The organism is Dyella thailandensis (assembly GCF_050749815.1).
In the GTDB taxonomy this organism is placed as follows: Bacteria; Pseudomonadota; Gammaproteobacteria; order Xanthomonadales; family Rhodanobacteraceae; genus Dyella_A.
Map to the genome: position 1 here is coordinate 2,795,167 of NZ_CP192735.1, position 11,915 is coordinate 2,807,081.

Sequence of the window (11,915 nt, forward strand, 5' to 3'; positions counted from 1 at the left end):
GGGGCGCAGCATCGGCACGGCGGCGTGAGGACTTCGTGCACCGCGGGCGAGGATTCAGTGAGTGCGCGTGGGCCGGGCGTCCACGCCGCGCTGTCGTCGGCCAACCGTTCACATTCGGGCCGCGCAGCAGCCATCATCGTGGCGTCCCTCCCCAACGGAGCCGTCCCGTGCCAGATCCCGACGTCCCGATGTCGCGAACGCATCGTGTCCTGCACAAGGGTTGGGCGATCGTGCAGCGCACGGCGCAGGGTTTTGCGCACGACGAACTGACCACGCGGGCGGCGGCGCTGGCGTTCTATTCGGCGCTGTCCTTTGCGCCGCTGCTTGTGCTGCTGCTGTGGGTGGTGACGTCGCTGGAGCCGGCCTGGCAGCAGCAACTCGTCGTCTCGCTGCAGCATCTGCTGGGGCCGCGCGCCGCCGATGCGGTCACCCTGGTGCTGGACAACGCCCGCGAGCGCCCCGGCGTGGGCAGCTGGGCGGGGCTGTTCGGGCTGGGCGTCACGCTGGTCGGTGCATCGGCGGTATTCGCCCAGCTGCAGGGCGCGATCAACCGCGTGTGGAATCTCGCGCCGCGACCGGGCGGCGCGGTGCTGGACTGGCTGCGTGCCCGCATGCTGGCGCTGGGTCTGCTGCTGTCGCTGGCGTTCCTGATGGTGGTCTCGTTCGCCGCCAGCGCGTTGATCGCGGTGTTCGTGCGCGGCGACACGCTGGCCTGGCAGGTACTGGAGGCACTAATCAGCCTCAGCGTGTTCACCGCAGTCTTCGCGGCGATCTTCAAGGTGCTGCCCGATGCCACCATCGCCTGGCCGGATGCCGTGGTCGGCGCCGCGCTGACCGCGGTGCTGTTCGCCGCGGGCAAGTTTGCGATCGGCCTGTACCTCGCCCGCAGCAACGTGGGCGGCGCCTACGGCTCGGCCGGGGGCGTGGTGGTGCTGCTGGTGTGGGTCTACTACTCCGCCCTGATCCTGCTGCTGGGTGCCGAGCTCACCCAATCGGTGGCCGAGGTGGGTGGGCGGCCGATCGTGCCGCGCGCGCATGCGGTGGTCCGGCGACGCGGCGCGGACACGGCCTGATTACGCGCGATGCACTGCGAGCTCACGGCGCCGGCCGGACACTGCGGCCGTGTTCCCACCCACTCCCGGAGGCCATCATGTCCCGTCGATTCCTGCTCCCTGCCCTCGCCGCCCTCACGCTCGCGGCCGGGGTGCCCGATGTGCACGCCCAGCATCGCGGCCGGCACCAGGTGTGTGAAGACGTGCGTGTGGCCAACGCGCCGGCCAAGGACAAGCACCAGATCGCCGGCACGGCGGTCGGCGCGGTAGCCGGCGGCCTGCTCGGCCATCAGGTCGGCGGCGGCAAGGGCAAGACGCTTGCCACCATCGGTGGCGCCGTCGCTGGCGGCTACGCCGGCAAGAAGGTGCAGGAGCACCACCAGGATAAGAACGCCGGCACCCACATCGAGCGCCGTTGCCACTGGGTCGACGACTGACGTTGCGCGGGTCGCACTGCCATCGCTTTCGCGGTCTGCGTGGCATGATCCCTCTGCAGATCACGCAGGCCGCGGAGGTGCCCGATGTTCAAGTATTCACTGGTCGGCTATGACGGTTCGGACACGTCCAGGCGGGGCTTCGAGCTGGCCATGGCGCTGGCGCGCCTTAATCACGGGCGAGTCCGCGTGGTGTCGGTGCTGCAGGTGACCGAGGCCGGCGCCGACGCTTGCGCGTTGATGATGGCCGACTCCGGCACCGCGCGGGCGCGCGAGCTGCTGGAAGAGCTCAAGGCGCTGGAACCGGACGCCGAGGCGCTGGTGGATGTGGAGCTGACCCACGGCAGCCCGGGCGACGTGCTGATCAACCAGCTCGAGCAGCATGGCTGCGACCACATCGTGATCGGTCACACCGAGCGCGGGGCGCTGGCGCGCTTCCTGCTGGGCTCGGTATCCGGCGACGTGCTGGCGCGCGCCCACGTACCGGTGACGGTGGTGCGCTAGGCACCACCGTCACTTCCCGCAAGGTTAGGCGGCGTCGCGCAGCGAGGCCATGTCGATCACGAAGCGGTACTTCACGTCGCTCTTGAGCATGCGCTCATAGGCCTCGTTGATGTCCTGCATGCGGATCTGCTCGATGTCCGAGACGATGCCGTGCTCGGCGCAGAAATCGAGCATTTCCTGCGTCTCGGCGATGCCGCCGATCAGCGAGCCGGCCAGCGAGTGGCGACCGAAGATGAGCGAACCGCCGTGCACGGTGGGCGGCGTGTCGGGCAGGCCGACCAGCACCATCGTGCCGTCGCGCTTGAGCATGCGCAGGTATTCGTTGAGGTCGTGCGGCGCCGACACCGTATCGAGGATGAAATCGAAGCTGCCGGCGTGCTGCTTCATCTGCTCGGCATCGTTGGACAGCACCACCTCGTCGGCACCCAGCCGCAGCGCATCCTCGCGCTTGGAGGGTGAGGTGGTGAACTGCACCACCTGGGCGCCGAACGCGTGGGCGAACTTCAACGCCATGTGGCCCAGACCGCCCAGGCCGATCACGCCGACCTTGGAACCCTTGCCGACCTTCCAGTGCTTGAGCGGCGAATACGTGGTGATGCCTGCACACAGCAGCGGTGCCACGGCGGCGAGGTCGAGCTTGTCGGACACGCGCAGCACGAACGCCTCGTCCACCACGATGTGGGTGGAGTAGCCGCCCTGGGTCGGCGTGCCGTCGACGCGGTCCTTGCCGGCGTAGGTGAAGGTGGCGCCCTTGAGGCAGAACTGCTCCAGATCGTCCTGGCAGTTGGCGCACTCGCGGCAGGAATCGACCATGCAGCCGACGCCGGCGAGGTCACCCTGCTTGAACTTGGTCACCGCCTTGCCCGTGCGCAGCACGCGGCCGACGATCTCGTGGCCGGGCACGATCGGGTACTCGCCGGTACCCCACTCGTCGCGCACGGTGTGCAGGTCGGAGTGGCACACGCCGCAGTAGAGGATCTCGATCACCACGTCGGTGTCGCGTGGCTCGCGGCGCTCGAAGCGGTACGGCGCCAGCGGAGCGCGGGCGGCGGGGGCGGCATAGCTGAAAGTGGGAATCATGGGAGCTCCATCGATGGGAAACGGCACGCCACGGTGGCGCAGCCGGGGCAACCGGAGGGTGTGGGGTCGGCCGCGGTTAATTCCAATGCGCGGCCAACGCCGTATGCTTGTGTCATTGATTTGTCACCTCGCGCGCGCCATGGCGCGCGCACGTCTTTGCGACAAGGAACCCACCCGTTGAGCTACGACAGCCACACGCTGCCCTGGACGCTGGAAAGCATCGACTTTTCCCGCATCGACAAGGCGCGCATCCGCCACAACGAGGATCTGTTCTTCCTGCTGTGCAGTTCGTCCTTCGTCGAGAGCGGCTCGGATCTGTACACGCACAACCTGGTGAACCATTTCGCCGGCGACGAGGCGCTGCAGACCTGGCTCAGCCAGCACTGGGAGCATGAGGAACTGCAGCATGGCCGCGCTTTGGCCACCTACGTGCGCACGGTGTGGCCGGAATTCGACTGGGAGGCCGGCTTCAAGGCGTTCTGGGACGAGTACGGCGCGGTGTGCACCGCCGAACAGCTGGAGCCTTCACGCGGCCTGGAGCTGGCCGCGCGCTGCGTGGTGGAGACCGGCACCGCCAGTCTCTACCGCGCGCTCAACGACATCACCGACGAGCCGGTGCTCAAGCAGCTCACCAACCACATCAAGAGCGACGAAGTGCGCCACTACAAGCACTTCTACCAGCACTACCGGCTCTACCGGGAACGCGAAGGCTTCGGTCGCACCAAGGTGTTCCGCGCGATCCTGCGCCGGGTCAACGAGATCAAGAGCGAGGACAGCGACATCGCCCTGCGCCACGTCTTCAACCAGTGCTATCCCGACGGCAGCGACACGCAGTTCCGCCAGATCAGCAACCGCGCGCAGGGCCTGCTGCGGCGGAACATTCCGGCCGAGATGACGGTGAAGATGCTACTCAAGCCGCTGGATCTGCCGATGCGCGTGCAGAACGCACTGGAAAAGCCGCTGGCGAAGATCGCCGAGAAGCTGTTCCTGCACTGAGCCCCACGCTGCGGCCGCTCAACCGCCCGCGGCGGGCGTGGCTTCGCGTGGTTTCTCCTCGATCGTGCGCCGCTCGGCCTGGCTCGCCTTGAGCTGCTTGACGTTCACCGGGCGGATGCCGGTGATGGTGCAGGGGAAATCGCGCCGCCCCGTAAGCACCTTGTCGAAGCCCACGCTTACCTCGTGCAGGTTCGAGGTCAGCCCGATCGCATTGGTGTATTCGAGGTTGATGCAGCCGCCCGTGGTGAGCAGCCAGGCCTCGTTGGGGCGGGTGTAGACCACCAGCAGATCTTTTCCCAGCGGCTCCCACGACCACAGATTGCCGAAGAAGCGAAAGCTGCGCTGGCTGGGGCCAGCGGCGGCTTCGTAATCGGCGCGTCGCTGCACCTCGCGTTCGGCACTGGGCCAGCTCGCGCAGCCGGCCAGCGCCGCCGCCAGGGTGAGGCATCCGATCACACGTTGCAGGACCATGCTCGCTCTCCTCTCGCCAGTGACGCGCCGGCCACGCCTGCGCGCTATTTCTTCGCCTTAGGCAGCGGCAACCACTTCGCCGGGTCGAAACCGCCCACCTCGTACACCAGTTCCTCACTGCGCCCGCTGTCCTTGGGAGTCACGGTGAGGCTGATCTTCTGCGCCTTCTTCAAGAGCGCGATGAACGCCTTGTCGTCGCTGATCATCAACGCCGGCTCGCCGCTGGGCGGCGCGAACGCCTTGATGCCCATCGCCTTGCCATCCACTACCGCCGGCAGCGTGCAGGTGGCCTTGCAGACAAAACCCTTGCCACTGCCGAACAGGAAGGCGTTCTGGCCCCACTGCGTGTGCCGACGCAGCACCATGCGCACCTTCCCGGCGTCGACCGGCTGGCTGTTGTAGATCACCGCGGTGGACTGGGTGCCGCCGGCCATCGGCGCCACCTGGTACAGCCACAGGCCAGCCAGGCGATTCTTCTCGGCGTTCTCGTGATAGCGCTTGCTGATCTCAGGCAGGCTTTCCTGCACTTCCTTCGCCGCGGCGCTGCCGGGGTAGTCGTGCACGATCTTCTCGCCGAAGGTGGTGGCCATCTCGTCATTGTGGATGCGCACCAGCTGGCGGTAGGTGTCCAGGTCCTGCGCCGCGGCCGCATCGCTGGCGGCGGCCTGCCCCGCCGGCTTGCCCGCGCCGGACGACGAACTGCCGCCGCTCTGCGAACAGCCGGTCGCGAGCAGCGCGAGACCGAGCATCAGGGCCAGGGAACGGGTAGGCACAGGCAACATGGCGAACATCCACGGCAGGAAACAGATGCCTAGAGTGGAACGAGGTCCGCGCACGGCGCAACCGCCGGCGCAGCGTCGCCCGATCGCAACATCGTTCGCTTGCCGCCCGGCCGCTTGGCCGGGCGCGGCAGGGATTCGATAATCGCGGTCCACGCAAGGACCCACGATGCGCCCCTCTCCCACCGCCCCCGCCGACGCGCTGTTCCGGCATCGCGCCTTCGTCGCCTTCTGGTTTGCCCGCATCGCCTCGAGTTTCGGTTTCCAGATGCTCTCGGTGGCCGTGGGCTGGCAGATCTACGCGATCACCGGCCGCGCGCTGGACCTGGGCCTGATCGGTCTGGCGCAGTTCATTCCCTCGGTGCTGCTGGCGCTGCCCGCCGGCCACGTGGCCGATCAGTTCGAGCGCCGCCGCATCGTGCTGCTGGGGCAGGTGGTGGAGTGGGTGGCGATCGCGCTGCTGGCCGCGCTCACGCTGATGCATGACATCCACGAGGCCGGCATCCTCGCGCTGGTGTTCGTGATTGGCGTGGCCAAGGCGTTCGAGTTTCCGGCGATGCAGTCGATGCTGCCGGCGCTGGTGCCCGCGCCGATCTTGCCGCGCGCCATGGCGGTGAACGCCTCGGCTGGCCAGGCGGCAATGATCATGGGCCCGGCGCTGGGCGGCTTTCTGTACGTCGCCGGGCCGGGCGTGGTCTATGTGATCGCCGGCGCGCTGTACCTCGCATCCGTGGTGTTGATGGCCAGGCTGCGCTACGAGAGCGCGCCGCCGCGGCGCGAGCCGGCCACGCTGAAGACGGTGTTCGCCGGCGTGCACTTCATCCGCCAGCGGCCGGACGTGCTGGGCGTGATCTCGCTGGATCTGTTCGCCGTGCTGCTCGGCGGCGCCACCGCGCTGCTGCCGATCTTCGCCAAGAACATCCTGCACACCGGCCCGTGGGGCCTGGGCCTGCTGCGCGCGGCACCGGCGGTGGGCGCGCTGCTGATGTCGCTGTGGCTGGCGCGCCACACCATGCAGCGGCGCGTGGGCATGACGATGTTCGCCTCGGTGGCCGGCTTCGGCGTGGCCACGTTGGTGTTCGCGCTGTCGACCACGCTGTGGCTGTCGATGGCCGCGCTGTTTGCGCTGGGTGCGTTCGACATGGTGAGCATGGTGATCCGCGGCGCGCTGGTGCAGCTGGACACGCCGGACGACATGCGCGGCCGGGTGAGCGCGGTCAACGCGATCTTCATCAACACCTCCAACCAGCTGGGCGAGTTCGAGTCCGGCCTGCTCGCCGCGTGGGTGGGCGCCGTGCCGGCCACGTTGATCGGCGGCGTCGGGACGCTGCTGGTGGTGGGGCTGTGGATGGCGATGTTCCCCACCCTGCGCCGGCGCCAGCGGCTGCACAACGAGCCCGAACCCGTATCCGAGCCGGCCGACCAGACGCTCTGAGCGCCGCGCCGCGGCGACAGTGGCGCCCGCAGGGCGGTGACCGCTAGCATCGGGGGATGACTCCCGCCCATCGCCTGCTTCTGACGCTCGCCGCCGCCTGCCTGGCCGCCGCGCCCTTCCACCTGCATGCCAACGAGGCAGCGGCCGCGTCGCCGCGCATCGAGGTGAGCTTTGCTGCGGCGGCGCACGCGCAGCCGATTACCGGCCGCGTCTACGTGGCGGTGAGCCGCGACGGTGCGAAGCCGCCGATCGAGCAGACCGACATCACCGGCGTGCCGCTGTTCGGGCACGACGTCACCGGCCTCAAGGCCGGCCAGTTCGCGGCTATCGATGTAAACGATTACGGTGCGCCGCTGGCCAGCCTGCGTGATCTGCCCGCCGGCGACTACTGGATGCAGCCCTTCGTCAACGTCTATACCGAGTTCAAGCGCGCCGACGGCCACACGCTGTGGATGCACATGGACCAGTGGGAAGGCCAGGACTGGAAGCACTCGCCGGGCAACCTCTACGGCAAGCCGGTGAAGGTGCACTACGACCCGGCGGCGACCACGCCGATCCGGCTCGTCGCCGACCAGGTGATTGCGCCGATCCCGTTCCCGAAGGACAGCGAATACGTCAAGCGCTTCCGCATCCAGAGCAAGCTGCTGACGAAGTTCTGGGGCCACCCGATCTACCTGGGCGCCACCGTGCTGCTGCCCGAGGGCTACGAGCAGCACCCCAACGTGCGCTACCCGGTGGTCTACGACCAGGGCCACTTTTCCACCGACGCGCCGTTCGGCTTCGAGAATGACAAATCGAAGCTGCGCGCGTTCTGGCTCGATAGCGCGAAGAAGCCGCGGGTGATCGTGGTGACGCTGCAGCATCCCTCGCCGTACTACGACGACTCCTATGCGGTGAATTCGCCCAACGAGGGCCCGTTCGACGACGCCATCCACCAGGAGCTCTACCCGGAGATCGCGCGGCGCTTTCGCACCATCGAGCAGCCGTGGGCGCGCATCCTCACCGGCGGTTCCACCGGTGGCTGGATCGCGGTGGCGCAGCAGTTGTTTCATCCAAAGTTCTACGGCGGCAGCTTCGCGATGTGTCCGGACTCGCTGGACTTCCGCCATCACCAGGTGGTGAACATTTACGACGACGCCAACGCCTACACCGTCGACAAAGGCTGGGTGAAAGTCGAGCGTGTGGACACGCGCCAGCCCGACGGCAACGTCGACGCGATGATGAAGGACGAGAACCACTACGAGCTGGCAGTGGGCGACCACTCGCGCTCGGGCGGCCAGTGGGACATCTGGGAAGCGGCCTGGGGGCCGATCGGCGCGGACGGCTATCCGCAGCGCATCTGGGACAAGCGCAGCGGCGCCATCGACCACCAGGTGGCCGAATACTGGAAGCAGCACTTCGACCTGCGTTACCTGCTTGAGAAGAACTGGGCCACGCTGGGCCCGCTGGTGACCGACAAGCTGCACATCTACGTGGGTGATGCGGACACCTACAACCTCAACATGGGCGTGCGCGCGATGGACGCGTTCCTGAAGACGGCGACCAATCCGAGCTTCCAGGGCTCCATCACCTATCAGCCGATGGCGCCGCACTGCTGGGGCCCGCCCGGCGAAGTGCTCTACGACACCATGACCCGCTTCATGCAGAAGCACGCGCCCAAGGGCGAGGCCGCCTGGATCTACTGAAGCGACAGCCCCTTCTCCGTGGCAGCCCCGGGCTGCCGACGGCGATCCGCTGGCGACGGGCAGGAGCAACGTCGCCGCCATCGAAGCCACGCCACGCCCGGGCACGGAACGTCCGTCAGGCCATCTCCGGACCCATGCCATGTCAGCACGCTTTCATCCACGTCTCCGTCTCGCCCTGGCGCTCGCCGCCGCGCTCGCCACCCAGGTCGCCAGCGCGGCGGTGAATCCGCACGCGCGCACCTGGGCCAACCCGATGGACGTGGACTACCGCTACAACTTCGAGCAGATGAACCAGGGCATCTCCTACCGCACCGGCGCGGACCCCGCGGTGGTGCGCTACGGCGATGCGTACTACCTGTTCCAGACCCTGGCCGACGGCTACTGGCACTCCATCGATCTGGTGCACTGGGATTTCGTCACGCCAGACAAGTGGCCGTTCGACAGCGAAGTGGCACCGGCCACGCTCGTTGCCGACGGCAAATTGTTCCTGCTGCGCTCCACCACCGACCAGGAGCCATTGCTTTATTCCACCGATCCCGCGCACGGCCACTGGAAGTTCTGGACCCGGCTGATGCCGCCGCTGCCGAACGCGGTGACCTCCTCCACCGAGTACAAGATCAAGCCGGGCCAGCTGCCGCCAGGGCCGTGGGACCCGGGTCTGTTCCAGGACAACGACGGCAAGGTGTACATGTACTGGGGCTCGTCCAACGTCTACCCGATGTACGGCCAGCAGATCGACCTCAAGCTGAGCGACGGGGCGCAAGGCGAAGGCAAGCGGCTGGCCTACGTCGGTGAGACGGCCACCCTGCTGCGGCTGCACCCGGACCAGCACGGCTGGGAGCGCTTCGGCCGCGACCACCGTGACGAGAAGACCCTGCCCTTCATGGAAGGCGCCTGGATGAACCGCCACGGCGACCGCTATTACCTGCAGTACGCCGCGCCGGGCACCGAATACAACGCCTACGCCACCGGCGTGTATGTCGGCGAGCATCCGTTGGGGCCGTTCACCTACGCGCCGTACAACCCGGTCGGCTACAAGCCGGGCGGCTTCGTCGAGGGCGCCGGCCACGGCTCCACCTTCGAGGACGCCTACGGCAACGTGTGGAACACCGGCACCAACTGGATCGGCCTGAACTGGAACTTCGAGCGGCGCATCGATCTCTATCCGGCCGGCTTCCACGACGACGGCCAGATGTGGGTAGACACCCGCTTCGGCGATTTCCCCCAGCGCATGCCCGACCACAAGCTCCAGCCCGGCGAGAGCACGTTTACCGGCTGGATGCTCTTGTCCTGGCACAAGCACGCCACCGCTTCGTCACAGATTCCCGGCCACGGTCCCGACCAAGTCACCGACGAGAATCCGCGTACGTTCTGGGGCGCTGCGTCCAACACGCCCGGGCAGACGCTCACGCTCGATCTCGGCGGTCCGCGCACGGTGAACTCGATCCAGGTGAACTACGCCGACGACCGCTCCGACCGCTACGGCGACGCACCCGACCTGGTCACCCAGTTCATGCTGGAAGGCTCGACCGATGGCAGCCACTGGCAGACCCTGGCCGACCTCTCGCACGAGACCCGCGACCACGCCAACGCCTACGTCGAACTCGATGCGCCGGCACATATCCGCTACGTGCGCTACGTGCACCAGCACGTGGGCGCCAGGCACCTGGCGATTTCCGACCTGCGCGTGTTCGGCCACCAGGACGGCCCGCCGCCGCCCGCGCCGGAGCTGCTCTCGGCTACCCGCGACCAGGACACCCGCAACGCCACCATCCGCTGGAAGCCGGTGCCCGGCGCGGTGGGCTACAACGTGCGCTGGGGCCTCACCGCCGACCGCCTGCACGAAACCTACCAGCGCTTCGCCGACCAGCCGACCACGCTGCAACTGCGCGCGCTGAACAAAGGCGTGCGCTACGTGGTGGCGGTGGAGGCGTTCGACGAGCGCGGGGTGTCGAAGCTGTCGCGCACGATCACGCTGGAGCCTTAGCGCAGGAACTCGGCCTATGGGCGATCCGTTGTCAGGGTATTCCGGAATTCGCCACCATCGCTCCGGACACGGATTCCTTGCGCGGAGTCCCCTCGCCGGTGGCTGGCAAGCCTCCCAATCGCACGAGCCGTCATTCTCGCGAGAGCGGGAATCCACCTTGATCTTCGCACCAGAGCCCAATGGATTCCCGCTTTCGCGGGAATGACGGCGTTTGAGGTTTCTGCGTGCTGAAGGAGTCGCACATTCCGACGGCGTAGACCAATCAAGCCAGTTGCTTGAGCTTATCCAGCCTTGCGACCCGACGCGCGATCCGCTCTGATCGCACACATGATCACCCTCCACCACCTCAACAACTCGCGCTCGCAGCGCATCCTCTGGCTGCTCGAAGAACTAGGCGTGCCCTACCAGATCAAGCGCTACCAGCGCGACGCGAAGACCATGCTGGCGCCGCCGGAGCTGCGCGCCGTCCACCCGCTGGGCAAGTCGCCGGTGATCACCGACGACGGGCTGACCGTGGCCGAGTCCGGCGCGATCGTCGAGTACCTCGCCGACCGCTATGGCCACGGCGACCTGCTCGCCCCGCACGGTACGCCCGAGCGCCTGCGGCAGAGCTACTGGCTGCACTACGCCGAGGGCTCGGCGATGCCGCCGCTACTGCTCAAGCTGGTGTTCCAGCGGGTGGCCCGTACGCCGGCGCCGTTCTTCGCCCGGCCGGTGGCCCGAAGCATCGCGACCAAGGTGCAGGCGCGCTTTGTCGATCCGCAGATTGCGCTGCACCTGGACTACCTGGAAGGCGAGCTGGGCGCGCGCGGATGGTTCGGCGGCGAGGAGTTCAGCGCCGCGGACATCCAGCTCAGCTTTCCGCTGGAAGCGGCCGCCGCGCGCGGCGGGCTGAGCGCCCAGCGGCACCCGCGGCTGGTGGACTTCCTCGCGCGCATCCATGCCCGCCCGGCGTACCAGCGCGCGCTGGCGGCCGGCGGCGATTACCGGCTGGGCTGAGCTGCCAGCTGAATGCATGGCTGCGGGGGCAGCGCCCTTCGACGCAGTTGTCACGCATCGCGGGGCACAGTATTCGCCCAACGACCCGTCGACAGGCCCGCAGCGCGGGCCGCGCCATGCAAGGAGTTCACCGCCATGAGCCGTACCCGCGACATCGAACGCAGCCTGCACGAAACCACCGAGCGCGTTGGTGACCACATGCGCCAGGTGGCCAACGGCGCCGCAGGCACCGCCCACGACCTGGTCGAGCGCGGCCGCCGCGCCACCAGCCGTTTCGGCAAGCACAGCGACAGCTACCGTCGCCAGATCGGCCGGGCGGCCGAGGATTTCGCGGACGAGGCGAACTACCAGTACCGCCGTCTGCGGCGTCAGGTGAATCGCCACCCGGCCGCCACGGTGGCGATCGTGGCCGGCACCATCGGCGCCTTCCTGCTGCTGCGCAGGGCGTTCGGCGGCCGCGACGAAGACTGACGCCGCGGCCGGTCTCTCCAGA

At 68.0% G+C, this 11,915-nt stretch carries 12 protein-coding genes; 9 read left to right on the plus strand and 3 right to left on the minus strand.

The window, feature by feature from the left end:
* Positions 1-188 precede the first annotated feature (188 nt).
* The 3 genes from ACQVBX_RS12945 to ACQVBX_RS12955 all read left to right on the plus strand — a co-directional run bounded on the left by ACQVBX_RS12945 (position 189) and on the right by ACQVBX_RS12955 (position 1,990).
* Positions 189-1,073, plus strand: a complete 885-nt coding sequence (locus tag ACQVBX_RS12945; RefSeq protein WP_431634542.1) for a YihY/virulence factor BrkB family protein — start codon at positions 189-191, stop codon at positions 1,071-1,073.
* Positions 1,074-1,150: 77 nt separating this feature from the next.
* The gene (locus tag ACQVBX_RS12950) at positions 1,151-1,489 is read left to right on the plus strand and encodes a glycine zipper 2TM domain-containing protein (protein WP_431634544.1); all 339 of its coding nucleotides are present in this window, start codon (positions 1,151-1,153) and stop codon (positions 1,487-1,489) included.
* An 84-nt stretch (positions 1,490-1,573) separates the two neighbouring features.
* The gene (locus ACQVBX_RS12955; RefSeq protein WP_431634545.1) at positions 1,574-1,990 is read left to right on the plus strand and encodes a universal stress protein; all 417 of its coding nucleotides are present in this window, start codon (positions 1,574-1,576) and stop codon (positions 1,988-1,990) included.
* 24 nt (positions 1,991-2,014) lie between these two features.
* Here the strand turns inward: ACQVBX_RS12955 and ACQVBX_RS12960 are convergent, their stop codons facing one another.
* On the minus strand, positions 2,015-3,070 hold the full coding sequence (locus ACQVBX_RS12960) for an NAD(P)-dependent alcohol dehydrogenase (RefSeq protein WP_431634546.1): 1,056 nt from the start codon (positions 3,068-3,070) through the stop codon (positions 2,015-2,017).
* Positions 3,071-3,247: 177 nt separating this feature from the next.
* On the opposite strand from ACQVBX_RS12960, the gene ACQVBX_RS12965 reads away from it, so the two are divergent.
* The gene (locus ACQVBX_RS12965) at positions 3,248-4,066 is read left to right on the plus strand and encodes a ferritin-like domain-containing protein (protein WP_431634547.1); all 819 of its coding nucleotides are present in this window, start codon (positions 3,248-3,250) and stop codon (positions 4,064-4,066) included.
* Between the two features lie 18 nt (positions 4,067-4,084).
* On the opposite strand, the gene ACQVBX_RS12970 is transcribed toward ACQVBX_RS12965, so the two are convergent.
* Both ACQVBX_RS12970 and ACQVBX_RS12975 read right to left on the minus strand, forming a co-directional pair.
* Complete coding sequence (locus ACQVBX_RS12970) at positions 4,085-4,537, minus strand: DUF6491 family protein (RefSeq protein WP_431634548.1); 453 nt, start codon at positions 4,535-4,537, stop codon at positions 4,085-4,087.
* Positions 4,538-4,581: 44 nt separating this feature from the next.
* The gene (locus ACQVBX_RS12975) at positions 4,582-5,319 is read right to left on the minus strand and encodes a hypothetical protein (RefSeq protein WP_431634550.1); all 738 of its coding nucleotides are present in this window, start codon (positions 5,317-5,319) and stop codon (positions 4,582-4,584) included.
* 166 nt (positions 5,320-5,485) lie between these two features.
* Here ACQVBX_RS12975 and ACQVBX_RS12980 point away from each other — a divergent pair, with 166 nt between their 5' ends.
* The 5 genes from ACQVBX_RS12980 (at position 5,486) to ACQVBX_RS13000 (ending at position 11,893) form a co-directional block, all read left to right on the plus strand.
* Positions 5,486-6,751: an MFS transporter gene (locus ACQVBX_RS12980; protein ID WP_431634552.1), complete on the plus strand. Its 1,266-nt coding sequence runs from the start codon at positions 5,486-5,488 to the stop codon at positions 6,749-6,751.
* Positions 6,752-6,807: 56 nt separating this feature from the next.
* The gene (locus ACQVBX_RS12985; protein WP_431634554.1) at positions 6,808-8,436 is read left to right on the plus strand and encodes an alpha/beta hydrolase-fold protein; all 1,629 of its coding nucleotides are present in this window, start codon (positions 6,808-6,810) and stop codon (positions 8,434-8,436) included.
* Between the two features lie 139 nt (positions 8,437-8,575).
* A complete protein-coding gene (locus tag ACQVBX_RS12990; protein ID WP_431634555.1) occupies positions 8,576-10,423 on the plus strand; it encodes a family 43 glycosylhydrolase in 1,848 nt (615 codons plus the stop codon).
* Positions 10,424-10,750: 327 nt separating this feature from the next.
* Positions 10,751-11,422, plus strand: coding sequence for a glutathione S-transferase family protein (locus tag ACQVBX_RS12995; RefSeq protein ID WP_431634557.1), 672 nt, complete (start codon positions 10,751-10,753; stop codon positions 11,420-11,422).
* 135 nt (positions 11,423-11,557) lie between these two features.
* Positions 11,558-11,893: a hypothetical protein gene (locus tag ACQVBX_RS13000; RefSeq protein ID WP_431634559.1), complete on the plus strand. Its 336-nt coding sequence runs from the start codon at positions 11,558-11,560 to the stop codon at positions 11,891-11,893.
* Positions 11,894-11,915 lie beyond the last annotated feature (22 nt).